The 22,766-nt window shown below is 49.2% G+C and carries 24 protein-coding genes; 8 read left to right on the forward strand and 16 right to left on the reverse strand.

Features of this window, described 5'->3' with window-relative positions; all coding sequences use genetic code 11:
- Positions 1-6: 6 nt before the first annotated feature.
- Positions 7-444, reverse strand: coding sequence for a D-aminoacyl-tRNA deacylase (dtd, locus tag ACXAFQ_RS19950; protein ID WP_474825124.1), 438 nt, complete (start codon positions 442-444; stop codon positions 7-9).
- On the reverse strand, positions 441-1,415 hold the full coding sequence (pip, locus tag ACXAFQ_RS19955) for a prolyl aminopeptidase (protein ID WP_474825125.1): 975 nt from the start codon (positions 1,413-1,415) through the stop codon (positions 441-443). The genes dtd and pip overlap by 4 nt, the downstream gene beginning before the upstream one ends.
- Positions 1,416-1,501: 86 nt before the next feature.
- Here pip and ACXAFQ_RS19960 point away from each other — a divergent pair, with 86 nt between their 5' ends.
- Both ACXAFQ_RS19960 and ACXAFQ_RS19965 read left to right on the forward strand, forming a co-directional pair.
- Complete coding sequence (locus tag ACXAFQ_RS19960) at positions 1,502-1,738, forward strand: hypothetical protein (RefSeq protein ID WP_070126223.1); 237 nt, start codon at positions 1,502-1,504, stop codon at positions 1,736-1,738.
- 8 nt (positions 1,739-1,746) lie between these two features.
- Complete coding sequence (locus ACXAFQ_RS19965; protein WP_070126291.1) at positions 1,747-2,391, forward strand: DUF2959 domain-containing protein; 645 nt, start codon at positions 1,747-1,749, stop codon at positions 2,389-2,391.
- 42 nt (positions 2,392-2,433) lie between these two features.
- Here ACXAFQ_RS19965 and ACXAFQ_RS19970 read toward each other — a convergent pair whose 3' ends face one another.
- Positions 2,434-3,318 (reverse strand): virulence factor BrkB family protein, encoded by an 885-nt coding sequence (locus ACXAFQ_RS19970; protein ID WP_474825126.1) that lies wholly within the window; start codon positions 3,316-3,318, stop codon positions 2,434-2,436.
- Between the two features lie 278 nt (positions 3,319-3,596).
- Positions 3,597-4,481 carry a methylenetetrahydrofolate reductase gene (metF, locus tag ACXAFQ_RS19975; protein ID WP_474825180.1) on the reverse strand — a complete coding sequence of 295 codons (885 nt, stop codon included), beginning with the start codon at positions 4,479-4,481 and terminating at the stop codon, positions 3,597-3,599.
- 154 nt (positions 4,482-4,635) lie between these two features.
- Between metF and metJ the strand changes: the two genes are divergently transcribed.
- Positions 4,636-4,959 (forward strand): met regulon transcriptional regulator MetJ, encoded by a 324-nt coding sequence (gene metJ, locus ACXAFQ_RS19980; protein ID WP_070126226.1) that lies wholly within the window; start codon positions 4,636-4,638, stop codon positions 4,957-4,959.
- A 66-nt stretch (positions 4,960-5,025) separates the two neighbouring features.
- On the opposite strand, the gene ACXAFQ_RS19985 is transcribed toward metJ, so the two are convergent.
- From ACXAFQ_RS19985 to rpmE, 3 genes are all read right to left on the reverse strand, one after another.
- Complete coding sequence (locus ACXAFQ_RS19985; RefSeq protein ID WP_474825127.1) at positions 5,026-6,237, reverse strand: MFS transporter; 1,212 nt, start codon at positions 6,235-6,237, stop codon at positions 5,026-5,028.
- Positions 6,238-6,338: 101 nt separating this feature from the next.
- Positions 6,339-7,592: a malic enzyme-like NAD(P)-binding protein gene (locus ACXAFQ_RS19990; RefSeq protein WP_474825128.1), complete on the reverse strand. Its 1,254-nt coding sequence runs from the start codon at positions 7,590-7,592 to the stop codon at positions 6,339-6,341.
- 397 nt (positions 7,593-7,989) lie between these two features.
- Positions 7,990-8,202 (reverse strand): 50S ribosomal protein L31, encoded by a 213-nt coding sequence (gene rpmE, locus ACXAFQ_RS19995; protein ID WP_474825129.1) that lies wholly within the window; start codon positions 8,200-8,202, stop codon positions 7,990-7,992.
- Between the two features lie 175 nt (positions 8,203-8,377).
- Here rpmE and priA point away from each other — a divergent pair, with 175 nt between their 5' ends.
- From priA to hslU, 4 genes are all read left to right on the forward strand, one after another.
- Positions 8,378-10,549: a primosomal protein N' gene (priA, locus tag ACXAFQ_RS20000; RefSeq protein WP_474825130.1), complete on the forward strand. Its 2,172-nt coding sequence runs from the start codon at positions 8,378-8,380 to the stop codon at positions 10,547-10,549.
- Between the two features lie 195 nt (positions 10,550-10,744).
- Positions 10,745-11,311, forward strand: coding sequence for an SPOR domain-containing protein (locus ACXAFQ_RS20005; RefSeq protein ID WP_474825131.1), 567 nt, complete (start codon positions 10,745-10,747; stop codon positions 11,309-11,311).
- Between the two features lie 630 nt (positions 11,312-11,941).
- Positions 11,942-12,466 carry an ATP-dependent protease subunit HslV gene (hslV, locus tag ACXAFQ_RS20010; RefSeq protein WP_070126231.1) on the forward strand — a complete coding sequence of 175 codons (525 nt, stop codon included), beginning with the start codon at positions 11,942-11,944 and terminating at the stop codon, positions 12,464-12,466.
- A 78-nt stretch (positions 12,467-12,544) separates the two neighbouring features.
- Positions 12,545-13,876: an HslU--HslV peptidase ATPase subunit gene (gene hslU / locus ACXAFQ_RS20015; RefSeq protein WP_474825132.1), complete on the forward strand. Its 1,332-nt coding sequence runs from the start codon at positions 12,545-12,547 to the stop codon at positions 13,874-13,876.
- Between the two features lie 153 nt (positions 13,877-14,029).
- On the opposite strand, the gene ACXAFQ_RS20020 is transcribed toward hslU, so the two are convergent.
- The 3 genes from ACXAFQ_RS20020 to ACXAFQ_RS20030 form a co-directional block, all read right to left on the reverse strand.
- Positions 14,030-14,767 (reverse strand): amine dehydrogenase large subunit, encoded by a 738-nt coding sequence (locus tag ACXAFQ_RS20020; RefSeq protein WP_474825133.1) that lies wholly within the window; start codon positions 14,765-14,767, stop codon positions 14,030-14,032.
- Positions 14,745-16,043: a TonB-dependent receptor domain-containing protein gene (locus ACXAFQ_RS20025; RefSeq protein WP_474825134.1), complete on the reverse strand. Its 1,299-nt coding sequence runs from the start codon at positions 16,041-16,043 to the stop codon at positions 14,745-14,747. Before ACXAFQ_RS20025 ends, ACXAFQ_RS20020 begins: the two co-directional genes overlap by 23 nt.
- 101 nt (positions 16,044-16,144) lie before the next feature.
- Complete coding sequence (locus ACXAFQ_RS20030; RefSeq protein ID WP_474825135.1) at positions 16,145-16,633, reverse strand: TonB-dependent receptor plug domain-containing protein; 489 nt, start codon at positions 16,631-16,633, stop codon at positions 16,145-16,147.
- 178 nt (positions 16,634-16,811) lie between these two features.
- On the opposite strand from ACXAFQ_RS20030, the gene ACXAFQ_RS20035 reads away from it, so the two are divergent.
- A complete protein-coding gene (locus ACXAFQ_RS20035) occupies positions 16,812-17,468 on the forward strand; it encodes a TetR/AcrR family transcriptional regulator (RefSeq protein ID WP_474825136.1) in 657 nt (218 codons plus the stop codon).
- A 102-nt stretch (positions 17,469-17,570) separates the two neighbouring features.
- On the opposite strand, the gene ACXAFQ_RS20040 is transcribed toward ACXAFQ_RS20035, so the two are convergent.
- The 6 genes from ACXAFQ_RS20040 to ACXAFQ_RS20065 form a co-directional block, all read right to left on the reverse strand.
- On the reverse strand, positions 17,571-18,461 hold the full coding sequence (locus tag ACXAFQ_RS20040) for an ATP-grasp domain-containing protein (RefSeq protein WP_474825137.1): 891 nt from the start codon (positions 18,459-18,461) through the stop codon (positions 17,571-17,573).
- Positions 18,462-18,543: 82 nt separating this feature from the next.
- Positions 18,544-18,726, reverse strand: coding sequence for a hypothetical protein (locus ACXAFQ_RS20045; protein ID WP_474825138.1), 183 nt, complete (start codon positions 18,724-18,726; stop codon positions 18,544-18,546).
- Positions 18,727-18,785: 59 nt separating this feature from the next.
- Positions 18,786-19,094, reverse strand: a complete 309-nt coding sequence (locus tag ACXAFQ_RS20050) for a hypothetical protein (protein ID WP_474825139.1) — start codon at positions 19,092-19,094, stop codon at positions 18,786-18,788.
- A gap of 9 nt (positions 19,095-19,103) precedes the next feature.
- Entirely contained in the window at positions 19,104-19,346 is a 243-nt protein-coding gene (locus ACXAFQ_RS20055) for a helix-turn-helix domain-containing protein (protein ID WP_070126243.1), read from the reverse strand.
- Positions 19,339-21,498 carry a peptidase domain-containing ABC transporter gene (locus ACXAFQ_RS20060; protein WP_474825140.1) on the reverse strand — a complete coding sequence of 720 codons (2,160 nt, stop codon included), beginning with the start codon at positions 21,496-21,498 and terminating at the stop codon, positions 19,339-19,341. The genes ACXAFQ_RS20055 and ACXAFQ_RS20060 overlap by 8 nt, the downstream gene beginning before the upstream one ends.
- Complete coding sequence (locus ACXAFQ_RS20065) at positions 21,498-22,751, reverse strand: HlyD family secretion protein (RefSeq protein WP_474825141.1); 1,254 nt, start codon at positions 22,749-22,751, stop codon at positions 21,498-21,500. Before ACXAFQ_RS20065 ends, ACXAFQ_RS20060 begins: the two co-directional genes overlap by 1 nt.
- Between the last annotated feature and the right edge of the window lie 15 nt (positions 22,752-22,766).

Raw genomic sequence — 22,766 nt, forward strand, 5'->3', positions numbered from 1 at the left:
AAAGTTTCAGACCTGAAATTGAAACGTCACCGGCCCGTCATTCAGCAGCGATACTTTCATATCTGCGCCAAAACGGCCCGTTTGTACTGGTATTCCCAGTGAGGAAAGGTGGGTGATAAACGCGTTGTACATAGCCTCGCCGTGGGCGGGTGTTGCGCCTTTAGAGAAACCAGGGCGATTACCTTTCTGCGTATCGGCAACCAGAGTGAACTGAGAGACAACCAGCACAGACCCGCCAGCCTGTTGTACATTCAGGTTCATTTTGCCAGCGTCATCACTAAACATGCGGTAATTAGCAACTTTTCTGGCTAGCTTATCTATTTGTTCCTGAGCATCTTCTTTTTCTACGCCAAGTAACAAAAGAATACCCTGTCCAATTTCGCCAGTGATTTCGCCATCCACTGTCACTCGCGCCTCAGATACTCGCTGAACCAGTCCTATCATTTTTTCTCCCGTAGATATTTCGACATGTCCCGGGTCGCTCTGCAAAGTGCCAATGCGATGCCCGGTTCCGACGTGCTATGACCTGCTTCCTGCACAATCTGAAGTTCACTGTTGCTCCACGCCTGGTGCAAGGTGTAAGCAGATTTTGTACTGCATATTACATCGTAGCGGCCGTGGACTATTGTACCGGGTATGTGGTTAATTTTATGCACGTTCTGAAGAATAAAGTTTTCCGGAATGAAGCATTGATGAGACAGATAGTGACACTCAAGCTTGGCGAGACTCGTCATCAAATTAATGGGGTAGTGGCTGGTAAATTCCCCGGTGCCGTGGGGTAGTGACAACCTCGATAACCTCTCTTCCCAGATGTACCAGCGCTTTAATGCGGCTAATCGTTGAAGTTCATCCGGCGAGTCGAACATGCGTTGGTAGTGCTCACAGACCGACGTTGTCGTGATAGGGGGATTAATGCCGTCGGTGAACATTTCATAGTGTTCGGGAAACAAAGTGGCCGCCGCACCGTGCTGGGAAATGAACCAGTCACGATCTTCTCTTCTGGCGAGAAAAACACCGCGTAAGATCAGGCCTGAAACCGTATTTGGTTCGGTAATCGCGGCCATCATCGCTAACGTTGAACCCCATGAGCCGCCGAATAGGATCCACTTGTCTACCTTGAGAAATGCGCGCAGCGCCGCAATATCGTTAAGTATGTGCTGAGTCGTGTTGTTCTCGAGTGAGCCGAATGGCTTGGAGCGGCCACAACCCCGTTGCTCAAAAGCGATAATACGAAAGTTATTACCGTCGAAAAAACGGCGATAGCCTGGGGATAATCCAGCGCCGGGACCACCGTGCAAATAAAGCACCGGGAAACCATCCGGATTGCCACTTTCCTCGTAATAGAGAGAGTGGCCGTCTCCGGTTTCAAAGTACCCACTGCTGTAACATCCAATGTCAGGGTAAAGTCGTTTCATTTTGTTTCAGTGCGTTGTTTGAGGTATTTTTTTGGTTTAGTTTAGCTACTTAACCACATATTTAAGCAATATACGAGGATGTTTATATGTCAGGGCAAGGTTCTGGCGGTAATGTTATCGCCGCAATTTGTAACTTTTTTATTCCCGGGCTGGGCCATTTGGTTCAGGGCAGAATTATGGGAGCGTTGTTTTTCTTCTTCGCTTGCTTAGTTTTTTACGGGCTGGCAGCAACCGTCGTACTGTTTTTCCTATGGCCGGTAGGCGCCATTTTCCATCTGTGGTCAATTATCAGTGCGGCCCGTTATCGCGGCCCCGGAATTTAAATATGAATATGAAAGTAAAAACGAGTTTGATGGCGGTTGCCGCCTGTTTCGCACTCTCTGGATGTCAGTCTGCCTATTACGGCGCGTGGGAAAAGCTCGGTGTAGAAAAGCGGGACATCATGGTGGACCGTGTTGAAAACGCCAAAGAATCTCAGGAAGATGCGCAAGAGCAGTTTGCAGATGCTCTGGAAGAATTCAGCGCACTCATTAACTTCGACGGCGACGAGTTAGAAGATGTTTATGACGAGCTAAACAGTGAGTATCAAGACAGCAAAGCCGCTGCGCAGGAAGTGTCTGACCGCATAGACAAAGTGCAAAGCGTTGCTGATGCGTTATTTTCTGAGTGGGAAGATGAGCTAACTAAATACGATAGTGCTACGCTACGTCGCTCCAGCGAGGAAAAATTGCGTGCCACTCGTCGTCAGTATGAAACCATGATCAAAGCGATGCGCAAAGCGGAAAGCAGAATGGAGCCGGTATTAACGGCACTGCAGGATAATGTGCTTTATCTGAAGCACAACCTGAATGCCAGCGCCATTGGTGCACTGGAAGGTGAGTTAAAAACCATTCAGCAAAATGTATCGCGATTGATAAACGAGATGAAAGCCTCAGTGGCTGAATCTGACGCCTTTATCCGCGCAATGAAAAACTAATCATGAAACGAAAATGACCGGCAATTGCCGGTCATTTTGTTTTTATTCGGTGGGGACTTTTCTGGGCTCTTCACTGGCCCTGATGTCGCCAAACGCATCTTCCAGACTGCAAGTAAACTCTGCACCAATCAGTACCACAATCCACGACACATACACCCACAAGAACAGAATAGGCAGTACCGCCATCGCACCGTAAATTACCTGATAAGAGGTGAAGTTTGTGATGTAGAGCGCAAACCCTTTCTTGGTGAATTCAAAAAAGATGGTCGCTACCACCGCGCCAATAAACGCATGGGAATAGCGCACCCGCCGGTTTGGAACCAACAGGTATAGAATAATGAAGGCTAACAGTGCTGCGAAGCTCGGTACCAGTTTCAGCATAAAGGTGCCTACTCCCGGCGTGTATTCTTCAGCGAACTTAGCCACACCCACTAGGTAAGAACTGATTGCTACACTCGACCCCATCAGCATCGGGCCCAAGGTGATAACCATCCAATAAATAGCGAAAGTATAAATCACCGGTCTGTCGCTCTGGGTGCGCCAAATCCGGTTCAGGGTTTTATCCACATTGGAGATCAGCAGCAGAGCAACAACCAGTAGCGACAGTATACCTACCGCCCCCATTTCCGAGGCGTTAGCGACAAAGTCACCCATGTACTTATGCACCACATCACCAGCAGTGGGTACGAAGTTGGAGAACACAAACTGTTCCAGCTTACTGCGCACCGAGGCGAAAGCCGGAAACGCCGACATCACAGTGAACGTCACCATGATAAAAGGCACCAGCGAGAGCAGGGTAACGTAAGCGAGGTGGCCAGCAGAGATGGTGATGTTGTCCGCTTTGCAACGGCGCAGAAAAATATGGAAAAAAGCAATAAGACCGGGACGTTTTTCGTTCCACAGTTTTACCCAGCGATTATCTGTCAAAACAGACTCCTTTCAAACTGCATGGATAGTTTCATGCTTGTACAGTGTAACCATTCGCAGTCGTGGGGGGAATGTTTTGTTGATTTCTCAGCAGATTGTAATGTCTGGCGCAGTGGTAAATTGACGAGAATAGTCAGGTATCGTTGCGATAAGGAGGAGGCTAGGGGAAAACCGTCTGCAGCAGGGATGCTGCAGCGTTCTCTATAACAGCTTAGCCAGGCATGGAGCTCCGGCGTGTTTTTTCTCTGGCCTCCGTACTCCCAGCGTATTCGAAAATGTTAGTCAGCGCGAACGCCCAGCATGTGGCAGATAGCGTAGCTGAGTTCGCAGCGGTTCAGGGTATAGAAGTGGAAGTGTTTCACGCCTTCTTTAGCCAGTACCTTCACCTGTTCCATGGCGATGTTGGCGCCAATTAGGTTGCGGGTTGCTTGGTCATCGTCGTCAAGACCGTCGTACATTTTGTGCAGCCAGCCAGGTACGTGAACGTTGGTGAAACCCGCAAACTTAACCAGCGTTTGATAGTTAGTAACTGGCAATATGCCAGGAACAATATCTAAATCGATGCCTGCCGCTGCTGCACGGTCGCGGAATCGCAGGTAAACACTGGTATCGAAGAAGAACTGTGTAATTGCTTCCGAGGCACCGGCTTCCGCTTTACGCTTCAGATTCAGCAAATCAAACTGTGCGTTTGGCGCTTCAGGGTGCTTTTCTGGATAAGCCGCTACTGAGATATCGAAATCAGCCACGTCTTTTAACAGAGATACCAAATCAGACGCGTACATTTCAGTTTTATCTACGCCCTTTGGCAAATCACCACGTAAGGCCACAATACGGCGGATACCGGAATCCCAGTAGTCCTGAGCGATTTGTTTCAGTTCGTCACGAGTGGCATCTACACAGGTCAGGTGAGGAACGGCAGCCACACCGGTTTGCTGCTGAATGCGTTTAACCACATCGTGGGTGCGATCGCGCTCACCGCTGTTTGCACCATAGGTAACAGACATATATGAAGGCTTAAGAGGCGCCAGACGCTCTACAGATTTCCATAAGGTTTGTTCCATTTTTTCCGAGTTTGGCGGAAAAAATTCGAAGGATACATCGATGTCACGCAGTTCTGACAAAGATTGATTTAAGGCATCGATGCCCTGTGCATAGGAAACCATTTTCTGACTCACTCACTTTTTGGCCGTTTAGACGTCTAAACTAATTAATATATGTCTGGACGTCAAGAGGTTTACACGGCTTAATTGACCTTTTCGCTACATTGTTTAGAATTTCCGCTCATAAGATAAAATAACAGGCAGTCCGAGATTTCACATGGCAGAATGGAATGGTAAGTATATACACCCTTATGCAGAGCATGGGAAAAAGAGTGAACAGGTAAAGAAAGTTACTGTTTCTATTCCTATTAATGTGCTTAAGGAGCTCACAGATGAGCGCACCCGGCGACAGATAAACAATCTGCGCCATGCAACAAATTCAGAATTACTGTGTGAGGCATTCCTGCATGCGTTCACCGGGCAACCATTGCCTAACGATGATGACTTGCGCAAAGATAATCCAAATCGTATCCCGGCAGTTGCCAGAAAGATGATGGAAGAAATGGGCATCGACCCATCAGTGGATAACGAAGAAGAATAAAAACGAAAGCCAGAGTCAGTACTCTGGCTTTTCTCTTTTTGCTCGGCTTACATGCTTTCGCCGAGCTTAATCCGATTTACCCGGCGATGGCGCCTCTATTTTCCGCAATTCAAACAGAGGCCTGAACGTTTTTCCGAACAGCAGCACCACGCCTAAGCTCATTACACCACCCGTTACTGCGCAAGCAACCGGACCAATGGCTGCGGTCACCGAGCCACTTCGGAAGTCTCCCAGCTCGTTAGAAGAGGCAATAAACAACGAATTAACCGCACTAACCCGCCCTCGTAAGGCGTCGGGTGTCATGATCTGAACTACTGAGCTTCTAATCACCACGCTGATCATGTCTGAACCGCCGTAAATCAGCAGCGCAAAGCAGGCAACATAGAGATTTTGCGAGAAAGCAAAACCGATAATGGAAAAGCTGAATATGATCAGTGACCAGAACAGCAAGGGACCATTGCGCTCGATGGCGCGCTTACGCCGTACCATGGTTAACCCGATAATGGTTGCGCCCACGGCGGGCATGGCCCGGAGTAAACCCAAGGTTTCTGGCCCTTCATGCAGCACGTCTTTTACAAACACCGGCAGGATGGCCATCACGCTGCCGCATAAAATCACCACCAGATCGGTAAACAGAGCTCCACGCACCACGTTGTTGTGCATTAGATAATGTACGCCGCTGAAAATATCTTTCAGTTCCAGCTTGCGCTCAGAGTGAATTTTTAAGGCAGGCAGTAAAGAGAAGCCGCCCAAGGTGAATAAGCCGAAAATGATCAGAACCCAATAGAGCTGTCGGTCAAGCATGGCCAGCAGAATACCTGCAAGGAAGGGGCCCACGGTTAACGCGATGTTCCACATTGAGCTAATGGCGGCAACCGCGCGGCCCAAGTGGTCGTTACTCACAATGTTGGGAAGCACAGATTGAATAGCTGGGGCAAAGAACGCCCGGCCGGCGCCTAACACCGACAGTGAGCAGAATAGTGCCCACTTATTAAGCTCAGGCTGATTCATCAGTATCGCCACCGCCAGCACCACCAGTAATTGCAGACTGGCAGAGAGCAGCAAAATACTCTTCCGCGAAAAGTTATCTGCAGCCCAACCCGCAACCAAAAACAGGCCAATCACGGGGACAATCTGAAAAATACCCACTAACGCTAAGTCGAAGGCTTCGCCGGTAGCTTCATACAAATGCCAGCCGATACTGACGCTCATGGTAGAGCCAATCAGGGTTGTTGCAATACGCCCGATAATGAGCCCAATGAGTGCTTTAGACCACATGATATCTATATCCGTTAGAATTGAAGAAGAATGCGTGCGCCAAAACGCAAACGGGCCGGTAGAATTACCGGCCCGTGGCAGATGAGTGCAGTATGCCCTAATTAGGCATTGTTACCCAGATATTTTGCTGGCAGTGACTCAACACCCGCCACGCCTGAATCAATGGCTGCCTGTGCTACGGCACTGGCAATGCGATGCAACAAGCGAGGGTCCATTGGCTTAGGAATGATGTAGTCTTTGCCGAAAGTCAGCGACGCAGACTTACTGGCTTTCAATACTTCTTCCGGCACCGGCTCTTTAGAGACAGAACGCAGTGCTTCAACAGCAGCCACTTTCATTTCATCGTTAATGGCGGAAGCGCGTACGTCCAGCGCACCGCGGAAAATGAACGGGAAGCACAGCACGTTGTTTACCTGGTTCGGGTAATCTGAACGACCGGTAGCCATGATGAGGTCAGAACGCACTTCGTGGGCCAGTTCAGGTTTAATTTCCGGATCTGGGTTTGAACAGGCGAAAACGACCGGGTTTGGTGCCATCAGTTTTAAGGTTTCTGGTGGCAGAACATCCGGGCCAGAAACACCAACGAAAATATCGGCACCGTCCATCACATCATCAAGGGTACGTTTATCGGTGTTGTTGGCGAATAGCATTTTGTGTTCAGTCAGATCGTCGCGACGGGTGTGAATAACCCCTTTGCGGTCGAGCATATAAATGCGTTCACGCTGGGCACCACATTTGATCAGCAGTTCCATACAGGCTACGGCGGCAGCGCCGGCACCCATACACACAATCTTTGCATCTTCGATATTCTTACCCTGAATCTCCAGCGCATTCAGCATACCGGCGGCAGTCACGATAGCAGTACCGTGCTGGTCGTCGTGGAATACCGGGATTTTGCAGCGCTTGATCAGCTCCTGCTCAATCTCAAAACATTCTGGTGCTTTAATATCTTCCAGGTTAATACCACCGAAGGTATCGGCGATATTAGCTACCGTATTGATAAACTCTTCGGTGGTGCGGTGTTTTACTTCAATATCGATAGCGTCAAGGCCCGCGAACCGTTTGAACAGCAGCGCTTTACCTTCCATAACCGGCTTTGAAGCGAGTGGACCTAAATTGCCCAATCCCAGAATGGCAGTACCGTTACTAATAACAGCTACCATGTTGCCTTTCGCGGTATAGCGATAAGCGGCATCAGGATCTTCTGCAATTTCGCGGACTGGCTCGGCAACACCGGGGCTGTAAGCGAGAGCGAGATCATCAACACTGTCTGCCGGGGTAGACAGCTCTACTTTAATTTTACCTGGTGTAGGGTACTCGTGGTAATCCAGGGCGCGTTGTCTGAAATCTGACATGCTTTTATGTGTCCTTCTCAGGGTTATTCGTTACAAAGATACACCTGTCGTTCTGGCTAATTTGTTGTTTTTGTTATAACAGCCATATAAGACCAATGTAGCATATCGCCTTTCACAGTACATATCTGATCAGGACTAATCTCATGATTACTCTAGTGGTCAAACCGCCACGACACAAAACGGTATTATCAATGGTGACCATTTATCAAATTAATAAACAGTCCTTAACTTATATTTAAAAGCATATAAACAGCGTAGAAGCTGGTGTTTGTTTTTTGAACGTTAGTGAAGTGGGGGGCTAGAAGACAGCCTTAAAGGGATGAATATCGAAATGGAAATTATTGCAGACACAAAAAAAGCGCCATAAAGGCGCTTTTTTCGCAATTCAATGCAGGGCTTATTTTTTGCCCAGTGCACCGAAACGCTTCTTGAAGCGGTCAACACGACCACCGGTGTCAACATTACGTTGCTTACCAGTGTAGAACGGGTGACAGTTAGAACATACGTCCAGGTTCAGATCTTTACCTGCAGTAGAACGAACTTTGATAACATTACCGCAAGAACAAGTAGCAGTAATTTCTTCGTATGTAGGATGGATATCTTGTTTCATGGGTTACCTCAAATCTAAGGCCGTATCGCTATCCAGCCCGAAGCTGAACACCATACGCAACTATATTCAAATGCAAGGCATAACTGGCCTTGCCGTAAAGAGCGGCGCATATTAATGTATGGCGCCCGTTTGATCAAGAACGATAAGTGAAAAATGCGGAAAAAATAGGCGGATTATGCATTTTGTCGAGGTGGCGGTACCGGTACCGCTACGCCAAACTTTTACCTACAGCTGTGACACCCTGCCGGAACCCGGTTGCCGGGTGAGTATCTCCTTCGGGCCGAGAAATCTGGTGGGGGTGGTGACCGGCGAACTCACCGCGCCTGAAAATCCGGATAAAATAAAAGCCATTGATAAAGTTCTGGATGAAACGCCGGTACTCGACCGGGTGTTGCTTAAGCTTTGCCATTGGTTGTCGCAATATTATCTGCATCCCATCGGTGAAGTCATTCACACAGTGCTACCCGTGTTGCTGCGAAAAGGCGAGTCGGCCAGTCCGGTAGACGAAATCTGGTGGCACGCCGCAGACAACGTGGATGAAAATTTGGCTGAACTTAAACGGGCGAAGCGACAGTATGCCTGTCTGGAAGCGCTGGTGGATGAACCCGTTCGTGAAGGCGACCTCAAGAATACTTTTCCCACCACTATTATTAATGCGCTGGAAGAAAAAGGCTTTATCAGCCAGGAGAGTAAGCCCCCGCCGCTGCGCCCGAAAATGTGGCTGGATTATTTTGATGTGGCGAAAAAGCCGTTACCAGACAAAGAGCAGGCCGTCGCGATTTCCACGATAGTGCAAAGTCGTTCTCGGTTTGCGCCTTATTTGTTAGAAGGGATAACGGGCAGCGGAAAAACAGAAGTCTATCTACAGGCCATTGAAGATGTACTAGCAGAAGGGCGCCAGGTGTTAATTTTGGTGCCGGAAATCGGCCTTACACCACAAACGGTGTCGCGGTTCGCCAATCGATTTGGTATCGACATTGGCATTTTGCATTCTCAGCTAAACGATAAAGACCGGTTATCGGTGTGGCAGCGTGCCCGTTCTGGAGAGCTGGGCGTTATTATAGGAACCCGTTCAGCCATTTTCACGCCGATGAAATTCCCCGGTATGATAATCGTCGATGAAGAGCATGATGATTCTTACAAGCAACAGGATGGACTGCGTTACCACGCCCGGGATTTGGCGGTGATGCGGGCGCACACCGAAAATATTCCGCTTGTGCTGGGCACGGCAACGCCGTCGCTGGAGACGCTGAATAATGCGTTGACGAAGCGTTATGGTCATCTGCAACTGACAAAGCGCGCAGGCGGCGCATCGAAAACCCATCAGCAGGTGCTGGATGTACGTGATCAGCGGCTGCAATTTGGAATTGCCGATGGGATGCTAAGCATTATGCGCCAGCATTTATCCATGGGTAATCAGGTGCTGGTGTTTGTGAACCGCCGTGGCTATGCACCTGCACTGATTTGTCATCACTGTGGACATTCCTATGACTGCCGTCGCTGCGAGCGTCCTTACACGGTGCATCGCACTCAGCAGCGGTTGCAGTGTCACCACTGCGGAGGCGCACGACCTATTCCACGCCAGTGCGAACACTGCGGATCAGACGAGCTAATTACAGCCGGTGTGGGCACCGAGCAGATAGAAGACGGTCTGGCGAAGATGTTTCCGGACGTGAAGCAAATCCGCATCGACAGCGATTCGGTGCGCGGCAAAGACAAACTTCAACGCTCGCTGGATGATATCAATGCGCAGAAATACCAGCTGCTCATCGGCACCCAAATCTTATCGAAAGGGCATCACTTTCCTCACGTAACGCTGGTGGTGGTACTGGACTGTGATGGCGCGCTGTTCAGTGCCGACTTCCGTGCCAGCGAGAAACTGGCACAATTGGTAACGCAATTGGCTGGCCGGGCAGGCAGGGCATCAAAGCCGGGAGAAATGTGGCTGCAAACCCACAATCCGGGACATCCGTTATTGCAAGATTTGGTACACAACGGTTATGCCCACTTTGCCCGTCAGGCGCTTGATGAGCGAAAGCTCTCCTGGATGCCACCGTTTCAATCGCAAGCGGTGATTCGCTCAGAAGCCACTAATGGTGAGCTGGCCTGGGAATTTCTTGAGCAGGTTCGAACGCTACTGCAAAGTGAAGTGGTGCGGCTGAATGGTCCGCTTCCATGTTTAATAGAGAAACGGCAGGGACGGTATCGGTTTATGTTGGTTTTGCAATCGGCGCAGCGCAAGGCGATAAATGATTTGCTCAGGCGAGCGCTACCAAACATTACGTCGCTGCCCACGGCCAGCAAAGTGCGCTGGTCGCTAGATGTCGATCCATCAGACTTCAGTTAGCAGATGTTGCTTGAGTCTGACGACGAATTCATTAGACTGAGCGACTTCGGCTAAGATACCGACAGCAAAGTTAAGAAATAAAAGCTACACTGCCTTACCTGAACCATTGCTACGGAATGTACGCTTTCTGAATGAATAAAAGTAGCGATGGTCAGTTGTCTGAAATATAAATTTTTAACGGGATAGATGCCGGTTATGGCTCAACGTGATTATGTATCTCGTGGACGTGCGCCACAGAATAAAAACAAAAATAACAATAAGCGGAAGCCGCCAGCCCCAGAGCAGAACAGAACCAAGATCTGGATGCGCCTGGTAGTGGTGATTATTGCCATTCTTGCACTGATTTATTTTCTGTTTTCAATTAAAGATAACGTAGACGAAACGGCTGATTCGACCATGGAGCCGTTGCCGCAAATCGTGGAAGAAGACGAACTGCCGGAAGTGCCAAAAGAAGAGTGGGATTACATTAAGAGTTTGCCTGGCTACGAAGTGGAAGTAGAAGTTGCGGAACAGCAGAAATCGGACAAACTTTACCTGCTGCAATGTGGCTCTTTCCGTACCCGTTCTCAGGCCGAAGAAATGAAAGCGAAAATTGCCTTCCAGGGCCTGGAAGCGCAGGTTCGTGCAACCACTGGATCAAATGGCGAATGGTTCCGCGTGATCATGGGACCATTGCAAACGAAACGTGATGCAGAGCGGGCCAAACACAGTCTCAGAAAAGTCAACATCACCACCTGCATGATCCTCACCTGGAACTTATAAGGAAGAGAACCTGCCGCTAACGGGGTTTCCGAAATTCTGGTACAGAACTCGCGGTAAACCCATCCATGGGCGCTCGGCAGCCGCTTCCCTGCGGCTGACGGTTCTGTACCAGAATTTCTACAACCCCTGCGCTCAAGGTTCTCCGCTTTTTCCGTGAGCCCTTGTGGCCGGGGCAGGTATTGCCGGCGAGAACTCGCCGTGAACCCATCCCTGGGGGCTCGACAACCGCATCCATGCGGTTGACGGTTCTCGCCGACAACACCTTACCCCGTCCGCGGACTCACAACCGTGCTCGGCACCAGCATCCCTTCTGCTGACGGTTTGGAATGGCTTTCCTTTCTTTGTCTGTGGGCCTGACTTTCGTTCGTCCGTGGGCTCACAACCTTGCTCGGCAGCCGCTTCCCTGCGGCTGACGGTTTGGAATGGCTTTTCTTTCTTTGTCTGCGGGCCTGACTTTCGTTCGTCCGTGGACTCACAACCGTGCTCGGCACTACCTGCCCGGGCCAGAAGAGTTCACAACACCTCACAGTTTCTCCCTTGAAAAAATAATGTCTTCCCCCACTTATCTCTTCATTGAAATTAATTTGCTGTGCGCGACGGCCAGCGACACCCGAAACATGGGGAAGTGTAGTGACTACTATTGTATCTGTAAGACGCGACAATCAGGTCGTAATTGCCGGAGACGGACAGGTTTCTCTGGGTAACACCGTAATGAAAGGTAACGCTAAAAAAGTGCGTCGCCTCTATCACAACAAAGTGCTGGCGGGATTTGCTGGTGGTACTGCCGATGCGTTTACATTATTCGAGCGTTTTGAATCCAAGCTGGAAATGCATCAGGGGCATCTTACCCGCGCCGCGGTAGAACTGGCCAAAGATTGGCGTACAGACCGGGCGTTGCGCAAACTGGAAGCGCTACTGGCAGTGGCCGATGAAACGGCTTCGTTCATCATTACCGGTAACGGTGATGTGGTGCAGCCAGAGAACGATTTAATTGCCATCGGTTCAGGCGGGAACTACGCGCAGGCAGCGGCCACGGCGCTGCTGGCAAATACCGATTTATCCGCGAAAGACATTGCTGAAAAGAGTCTGACCATCGCCGGCGATATCTGCGTATTTACTAATCACCACCAGACGGTTGAAGTACTGGATTATTAATATTCACAGGTTCGTACGCGACCATGCGAACGGGCCTGATTACCGCCACGGGGCGGCATAAGAAAGAGAAGGTTTATTATGTCTGAAATGACACCCAGAGAAATTGTTCACGAGCTCGACCGTCACATCATCGGTCAGCAGGATGCCAAGCGCGCTGTGTCTATTGCATTGCGTAACCGCTGGCGTCGTATGCAGCTGCCGGAAGAGCTGCGCGTAGAAGTTACGCCTAAAAATATTCTGATGATTGGTCCTACTGGTGTGGGTAAAACTGAAATTGCCCGCCGTTTGGCGAAGCTGGCGAACGCACCTTTTATCAAGGTGGAAGCGACCAAGTTCACCGAAGTCGGTTATGTGGGTAAAGAAGTGGAAACCATTATCCGAGACCTGACAGACATTGCCGTGAAGCTCACCAAAGAGCAGGAAATGACGAAGGTGAAATTCCGTGCCGAAGAAGCGGCGGAAGAGCGTATTCTTGATGCCTTGTTGCCACCACCAGAAGATCCATGGGGCAAGAAAGAACAGGTTGAAGATCGTGGTACCCGTCAGGCGTTCCGTAAAAAGCTGCGTGAGGGGAAACTCGACGATAAAGAAATCGAAATTGATGTGGCCCTGCCGCAAATGGGCGTAGAGATCATGGCGCCTCCTGGCATGGAAGACATGACCAACCAACTGCAGTCGATGTTCCAGAACCTGAACTCTGACTCGCAGAAGAAAAAGAAAAAACTGAAAATTAAAGATGCGCTCAAAATGCTGATCGAAGAAGAAGCGGCGCGTCTGGTTAATCAGGAAGATTTGAAAGAAAAAGCGATCAATGCGGTTGAACAGCACGGTATCGTGTTTATCGACGAAATCGATAAGATTTGTAAGCGTGAAGGTAACAACTCTGCGGACGTATCCCGTGAAGGTGTACAGCGCGACCTGCTGCCACTGGTTGAAGGCTCTACCGTTTCTACCAAGCACGGCATGGTGAAAACTGACCATATGCTGTTTATTGCCTCTGGTGCATTCCAGATGAGCAAGCCTTCTGATCTGATTCCTGAATTGCAGGGGCGTTTGCCAATTCGTGTTGAGCTGTCAGCACTTAAAGTGGAAGACTTTAAGCGCATCCTTACCGAGCCAAAATCTGCACTGACTGAACAGTACCGTGCACTGATGGCCACTGAGGGTGTAACCATTGATTTTGTTGAGTCGGGTATTCAGCGTATCGCTGAAGCGGCATGGCAAGTAAACGAGAAGCTGGAAAACATTGGTGCACGCCGTTTGCACACCGTACTTGAGCGCCTGATGGAAGATATTTCTTTCGACGCGTCTGAGAAATCCGGTGAAACATTTGTTATCGATAAGACCTATGTTGATTCGCATCTGGAATCGCTGGTGGATAACGAAGATCTGAGCCGCTTTATCTTGTAAGGCGAACGTTGTAAGGCATACGCTCATGATAAGAAGGCAGCAGAGACTCACGTCCTGCTGCCTTTTTTGTTTTCAACACGTTAGTAGCTAATAGTAGTTAACCCGGAAAAAAAGACCCTGTCCGCAACGGATAACGGACAGAGCCAACGGAGTTCATCCTCCGGGGGATGCATTCTTTTCACGAACAGTCGAAGAAAGCGGTGCCTGCGTAGCAGCGAGGCTATCAATAAGGTTTTGCCTCACTTCATATACGTTCGTCATTTTCTCTCCACGATGGGCACGTACTTCTTCAGCGGTAAATGCGGTGTGGTTGTCGACTTTCACAATATCCTTGGCGATATAATTAAGCACATCTGCAAGTTCTCCATCGGTGAGTGGGGAGTTGGCTGCGCCTGGTACACTTATCCAGTAACGTCTTCCCGCTTCGGAATGCATAAATGCATTTCCATGTTCATGAAAATCCGGCGTTTGCGGTGGCATGCCTGAACCACTGGCTTTGTGGCATCCCTGACATTGCAGCATGTAATTGCTGACCACAATTTGAGCCCGGTTTTTATTGGGCAAAATCACCTCTTTTGTTTTCTTCAGCGTGGCCTTGTCGTAAATGGAAATAACATCTGTGCGGTCGCCGTTGGTACCTCTGGAATAGAAAGATTCAGCCACGTACAACAGCGGCTTCGCTTTCGATTCTACAAAGTTTGCCATCATCGACGCATCTACAAAGCCTTTGTATTCGCGGGTGTCGGCCGCCGCATCAATAATGACGACCTTGCCGGAAATCATGGCATTGAAATTTACGTCGCGAGCAAAAATCCATGAATCGGGATAGACCGACGGTAACGTCGCTACTGAAGTGATTGGCTCTGGTTCAAGTTCTGCTATGGCGGGCAAAAGACAAGGCAAACTTCACGTCGTCGCGAAACACGAAATCGGTTTGAAAGGCGAGGTATCCTGCATCCAATTCCATGGTGTAGCGAAGCAGACCGTTATAGTTCCATTCCGGTGATTGCACTGGTCGGGATGTAGAGCCATCAGCGAGTTCGGCTTCGGCGTCGTTGTAGGCCGCGCCTAACATGACGTCCCAGTTTTCAGCTAACTGCCCCTGATATTCCACTTCGAAGCCATTGGCTGAAGCATCGGGTGAGTTGATGGTGATGGTATCCAGACCAATGATGTTGAATACCTGGTAGTTGTTGTAATCGTAGTAATAGGCTGCCGCATTCAGTCGTCCGTAATCACCAAGCCGAGTTTTTACACCTATTTCGTAGGCATCGAGGTGTTCAGGATCGAAAGACAGGGTGGCATCGTTATAATCGTTCGGTGGTGCCAGCGGGAAGATTGGCGCATTGTAGCCCCCCCCTTTCACGCCGCGGTTGTAGCTGATGAAGGTCAGCACATCTTTGGTGGGCGTCCAGTTTAGCTGTAAGCGGCCAGCCACTTCGGTATCTTCCCTGCTCGCGGTGTACTCACCTAACGTGGCCTGTAACACCATATTGTCGGTATCGGCAAAGCCAGGTTCGGAAGATGGGTTGAGAAACTCCATCGCCATCACAGAAAAATCAAAGTCTTTCTCGTCGCGGATCACCCGTAAACCCGCAATCAGGGTAAGGTCGTCAGCCAACGGATATTCGATTTGTGCAAATACCGACGTTGACGTGAGATCAGATTGATAAGGGTTGTAAAGGCCGCCTTCACTGCCGACAGCACTGGTGCCGCCGCCACCGATCAGTGGGTCGGAAATGGCACCGTTAGAATCGTTAATATCAAGATCAAGATAATAAGCACCGGCTACCCAAAGTAGTTCGCCTACATTACCCTCTAGGCGAAATTCCTGAGAAAATTGTTCGGCATCCGTGATTAAAAAGAAGTTGAAAAACGAGACTGGCGACGCATCGCTATCTTCAATGTAGGTGCGCTCTACCGTAGAAAAGTCGGTAATTGAGACAAATTTCAGGTCTTCATCGATTTGCCAATTCAGGGTCGCCGTTGCACCTTTGGTTTCTAATTCATTGAAACCCGGATCATCATAATCACCCGCGTAGACATCGCCGTCGTTGTCGATGTATTCCAAAATCGGGTTCATTTCCGTTGGGGTGAGTTCGCCGGCACGAATGGAACTGACGTTTTCAAAAAAGCCGGTATCGATATCTTGCTTGCTGTAACGCACATTTAAAAGTGCATCGAAGTTCTCGTTGGGGGTGAATAAAAACTGTGCGCGTACCGTTTTATCGTCAGCGTTATTCAGATCGTTACCGGTATAGCGGTTTTCTACGTAGCCATCGGCTTTATTAATATTGACCGATACCCGCGCGGCGAGTTCGTCGGTAAGTCCGGCACCAACAGCGTGCCTTGCGGGCCGCGCAATATTTCTACCCGCTCTACATCAAACAAACTAAATCCGGCTCCGGACATCTGGCTTATGTATACTTCATCAACATACAGCGCTACCGGGCTTTCTACATTGGTGGTGAAATCGGAGTTGGTGACGCCACGAATACCAACTGAATAGTTCGCTTCGCCGTTAGGCTGCACAGTTTGTACTCCCGGTGCCATTGCCGTTACCTGCTGGGCATTATCAAAACCTAACGCTTCAAGCTGATCACCGGTTAAGGCGGTAATTGCAATACCAACATCCTGGACACTTTGTTCGCGCTTTTGTGCTACAACACTAATTTCTTCAAACACTTGTTGCGCATATGATGCTGATTGGCCGCAGGCCATCAGTGCCATAGCAAAAGCGATTTTGCTCTTTCTCATGTGGTTTCCCTCAGTCGCAAAAAATTGAATTGTTTTTTTGTGTGTCCTGAGAGGGCAAGAGCAACATCTACGCCGAAAATGGTACGGGTGAACTAATTTGGGTTTGATCCCGGTATGTTCAAGGCGGTTATTAACGTATACTTAGTTAGGTATTTTTCAGGAATTTCAGGAGCACGGCTTGTCACCAAACAGACTCAATGAGCAGAGTGAAACAGGCGTAAAACGCGGACCTTACAAAGCCGGTTTGGAACGCCAGAAACAGATTCTGGTTGAAGCAAGAAATTTGCTGATTGAAGAGGGCTACCACAACTTTTCTATTCGCAAAGTGGCGAAGCGGGTAGGTATTTCAGCAGGTAATTTACAACACCATTTTGCTACCCGTGATGACCTGGTGGCTGCCATGCTAGATCATGTAATTAGTGTTTACTTACTTCGTCTTGAAGAGCTAAAAGAAGAAGCATCATCGCCGAAAGAATGCCTGCAAAACGTAATTGAATTTGTGACTCGGGATCTGCAAACCCGAGAGACCACTATTTTCTTCCCTGAGATTTGGTCGTTGTCGAATCATGATGAAACCATCAATAAACTCATGGAGCACATGTACGAAGTTTATCGTAAGGTTTACCAAGACATTGCGCTGCAAATGAATCCAGATTTAACCCTTGAGCAGAGACGGCTAATTGCGTTATTTATTTCCGCTACTATTGAAGGGCATACCATGTTTATCGGGTATCAGAAATCTGATGCTTATGCCTGTGAATCGGTGATTAAAATGATTGTAAATATGGCGGTGCAAACCATCGAAAGTGGCAACGTGCCTAAGGTGTCGGACTAAATAAAAAGCACTAAATTGGTACGACTGTACTATTTATGCACCAAAAATGTTCATATATTAAACGCTAAGCCCACGCATTCTCTTTTAAGCACGACCTTTTTATCAGCCTGTTGCGTTAGTGAGAGCGTGCACCAAAGCTTCGGTGACAGGCAATCCGGTTTCTGCTTCAAATTTGCAAAACATGGGGGCGGGGTTTGCTTCCAGAAATACATACTTTCCATCTGCCTCGCGACGCCAGTCGATGGCACACCATTTCATGCCAAATTGCAGACAAATCACCACGCTCAATGCCTCTATGTCCTTCGGTAACGATATTGCTTCAGCTTGGGTATGGCTGTCGACGCGGTAATCTGGTTGGTCGGAATATATCGCGGCGGCAAAAACACGATGACCTATAACAAAAGTTCTTACTTCGTCACCCTCAATGTATTTCTGTAATGTCACAGGTTGATGATGTTGCCATTCATCGCGCACCATTAGCGCATTGTCCTGGCCAATCAGTTGGGTATGAGCGCCGCCGAATACCGGTTTAATGATCACCTTGTCATAGCGCTGACTGAAATGTTGAAGGCGGCGTTGGTCGTTACTGATCAAGGTCGCCGGTATATTCGCACCAAGCTTTTGCGCTTCTTGCAATTGCACAGGCTTCGCTTGATGAAACCGAACGGCTGAAAGCGAATTAAACCAACGCTCGGGGCGGTAGTAAAAAAGTGGCGATAATGCACTTAAGGCATTTTTGCTATCGTGGGGATGTTGGGTAATTGGTGGGTAATACCGTTGCCAGTAGAAGCTATCGAACTGGTCGACTTCATAAACTTCGTTATCCATGACCAGGGCAAAGCTGTCTGATTTTGGTTCGCAGACCACAGAGAATGATGCTGGATAGTGCGCGGTGTTTACTATTAGCGGGCAGGCTCCTACATCGCGAAGTGCGGAAGCCAGGTGTTGCAGTTGTCCATCGCTTTCACTGCCCAGGCAGAGAATGTTCATCATAGTGGGTTTACCGGTTTAATTAATAGTCCGGCTAGGTGGCGACTTCTGGATATGACTCCCGCCACAAAGCCTACGAGATGGTTTACCAGATAGATTCTTCTGGCAAGTCACCACCGTGTTCACCTAATGCAGTGGTAAAGTTGCGAGGCGGGATAAGTTTTGGTTTGTCCTCAAACTCTACGGGCAGCTTAATGAAGCCTGCGCCGGTCACAGATTTAGCGGCGTTTTCGGTAAGTAATTGCGGGGTCTTGTTTGTTGATTTCATCGTGTTCTCCTTGAACATTGGTCATTCCATTTGGTTTGCTGTTATTCATACAGCAGGGTTTAGTTTACGGGTTCTTCTTCTGCCGTCTGCTGGCCGTAAGTGCGGTTGTTACCCATTTTCGGTTTCAGGTAAGGTGAATCCTGTATTGAGTCCGACACCCCTTGAAGATAGCTACTGAGAATGGTTTCTCTGAGGCTCAGCACCCAGCAGAGGTTAAAGGTAAAGCCCACTACCCACATGTTTGGCTGCAGGCCAGTAATTGCAAAATAAATTAGGCAGCACAGCGAGGCTGTAGCCATAGGTACTAAGCTGTTTACCACCATCATCTCGGTTTCAAAGGTAACGGTATTTCTGATCCGAAAGCTCATCGTTTTCCCTTATTCAGGTTGCTGAGAGGGTTGATGAAACTGGCGGTAATATGAAGCCATCAAACTGGTGCGGTTGCGGATTTCAAGCTTGCGATAAATATTCGCACAGTGAAACTTTACCGTTCGCTCACTGATAAAAAGCTGAGACGCAATACGTTTGTTGGGCAAGCCTTCCATAATCTTATAAGCAACCTGCAGTTCACGACGTGACAATTGGTCCAGGCGCTCATTAATCGTATGGTCATTATTCATGGTGGTTCTCCTTGCTGGTGGATAGATTAGGTGTCGCGAGCCCCGCGACGGGGTGTAATTTGCCTTGCTGTAATTCGAAAACCCGGTCGGCCAGCGCAATCGTTTGTGGTCGGTGGGCAATGATGATTCGGGTGATCCGAAGCTGTTTGAGGTTGTTATTGATCTGCGCTTCGTTGCCCATATCCAGATGACTGCTGGCTTCATCGAGAAACAAAATGTCAGGTTGTTGATAGAGGGCGCGAGCCAGCATGATTCGTTGTACTTGTCCGCCACTGAGCGTGCTGCCCATGTCGCCCACTAGCGTCTGATATTGCATGGGCATGGCGATGATTTCCTGATGAATACAAGCAAGTTGGGCGGCCGCGGTGGCGAGTTTAATGTCTGGGGTATCGGTGTAACCGGATATGTTCTCAAGTATCGAACCACTTAATAGGGCGTCATCCTGATAAACGGCGGCTGAACGTCCTTTCAGCGCGCCTTTGCTTACCAGGTTTCCCGCAAACGTAATTGCGCCATGAGTGGGGGCATTAATGCCAGTAATGCACTTCAGTAACGTAGATTTACCACTGCCGCTCTTGCCGGTAATTGCGATAGCTTCACCGGCTGCTACTTCTAGTGAAACCTTGTCGAGAACCGGTGAAGACTGACTATCATAGCGGAATGTCACATCATTAAGCGTAAGTGTTGGGGGCTGAGATGACGCGGTGTTGATATGTTGAGGCAATGACGGAAGCGGCTCTGACTGCACAATATCAGACAGACGCTCAAGGTGGAGTGACAACATGCGCCATTCCAAAGCCGTAGAAATCAAACTCTCGAACGCAGTGACAAAGCGGTTTTTATAGCTAATGAATGCGTAGAGCATGCCCACGGTCAACGCATTTTCCATCGCCATTGCTGCACCAAAGTAAATGACCAGCAAATTTTCTGCGCCACTGACAAATTGTTTTGCCAGCGAATTACGCATCTGCCACTTTCCAATTCGGATATCCGCATTGAGTGATGCAGCGAGTTTGTTTAGCCAGCTACCGTGGCGATGCACTTCCTGATCAAACTGTTTCACGGTTTGAATAGCGCGCACCGATTCTATAAAGTGACTCTGTTCCTTGGCTCCCTGAACCAGTCTTTCTGCATGATGAGGCCGCTCGCACTGGTAGGCGATAATGCGGTAGATCGCATATAGCAGGGTTGCACAGATAACAATACAGGCGAGTGTGGGGGCGTAGATGAACATGACCACAAGGGTGATGGTGGCCATAAGTCCATCCATGATGACGGTGATGAAGCGAGCGCTGACAAAGTCGCGCAACGCTGCTAGAGAACCGAATTTTGAGATAATGTCGCCAGTGTGACGGCTATGAAACCAATGGAGTGGCAGTCGTAACAGGTGAGCGAAAACCCGTGCACTCATAAGCAATTGTAGGCGACTGGTAAAATGCAGTAACACATGCTGGCGAAGCAAAGAAGCCACACATTCGATACACAGAAATAGACCGAAGCCGAGGGTCAAGGCGAGTAGGTAATCATCAGCGCCAGCGGGTAGGGCTTCATCAACCACAATCTGCATATAGTAAGGCGATAATAGTGCAAAACATTGGATCACCAGCGTAATCGTAAACGTGATGAGTAGCGTGCGGCGTAATCCGGTAATTTGCTGGAACAGGGTAGTAAGTTTTAACGTGGGTGCGCCTTTTACCGGCTCAAAATCGGGCTCTGGCCAGGCTTCGAGGGCAATGCCTGTAAAGTGTTTTGATGCCTCTTCAAAACTTAGCGTGCGTTTGCCTTGGGCCGGGTCGTGGATCACAATGCCATGACGGGTTACTTTCGACAGCACCACAAAATGTTTCATGTCCCAGTGCAGAATACACGGAGTTTGCAGCTCACCCAGCGATGACAACTCTAGCCGAAGTGGCCGGGTAGACAATGAAACCTCTCTGGCCAGCGACATCAAGTCGCCTAGCGTGGCTCCCTTCATCGATAATCCGTACTGCTGCCGTAATTCCCTTAGCGACCGCTTGTCACCATGTGCCTGTAACATCATGCACAGGCAGGCAAGGCCACATTCCGCGGCTTCAGCCTGATAGACAACAGTGGGTTTGGGTTGGCTGGAAAAACCGTTAAATGGGTTTGAAGACACAAGAGAAATGTTCATCACCAGGCTCCTTTTACGGCATGAAGTGGCGACAAGAGCCAGTCAATAAAGCTGGATTCGCGGGTTGTCACATCGGCGCTAAACGTCATACCGCTGCGTAACGCTGCCAGCTCACCAAAAGTGCCGATGCTTTGCGCCGATAATTGCACTTCAATAAGATAGGCAGGCTCATTCAGCACAATGGGTTGGCGCTGGCGGGTTTCAGCTGACATTACGTCATCGGCAACACGGGTAACCGTACCTTCAAGTACACCAAATTGTTGATACGGAAAGGCATCGAGCTTGATACGCACGGGTTGGCCTGGCTCAACCTGACCGGCAGTTTGTGCAGGAAGCAGGAGCTTGCCGTGGAGCTGACCGTTTTCGGGAATAATGGAAAGTAGCGGGCGGGCAGATGAAATATATTCGCCAACCTGGGTGTCAAGATCGGTGACCTGGCCGCTTATCGATGCGGTAATTACCCGCTTATGCTGACTGTCCCATTGCAGAATTTGGTTTTTAAGGTTGCTGAGCTGGTGCTCAATGTCGAGCCGTTCTTGGCGATGCTGTGCCGGTAATCGGGCGAACTCGTTCTCAGCCTCATTGAGTTGAGCCGTTTTGGCGGCATACTCACGTTGATACTCCAACCGCTCTTGTTCGAGAGTGAGCACGGTGCTTGCGGCGTTACGGTGATCGCTTTGAGAAAGGAGCTGGGCATCTGATAATTTTTTTACAGACTGTTCAGAAGCCCGAGCGAGGCTGACGCGTTTTGCCACCACGTCTGTGAGCCGGGAAAGCCGGGTAATATCGTTTTTGAGCTCGGCAATGCGCTGGCGCAAATTTCGCTGACTAAAAAGCTGCGTGGTCGTGAGATCTTCAAGTTGCTGCTGCAAACGCGATTGCTGAGATAGGTACTCATTAAGAATAGCTGAGTGAACAGCCTCGCCGTTATCAAGGGTTTGGCCACTGTCGATTTGTAACAGAGGGTCGCCAACGTTAACAATATCGCCGTTTTCTATCATCAGTTTGCTGATGCGGCCGCTCAGGTTGTCAGGGTAAACCAGCACACTGCCCGCGGTGGTTTCCAACCAACCGCTGACTCGGGTGAAGGTTTTGTATTGCTGAGTATTCAGGTACCAGCCGAGCGCAATTACCCAGACAAAAATGATCATTATCAACAGCCTGGTCGATAATGATGGAAGTACAAATGTTTCTCCCTGATTAGCCGCGAACTGAAACTCTACGGCCTCCTGTCTGAATAAATGTTGCTGCATAAATACTCCCTGAAG

This window comes from Alteromonas sp. ABH2_165 (genome assembly GCF_056159945.1).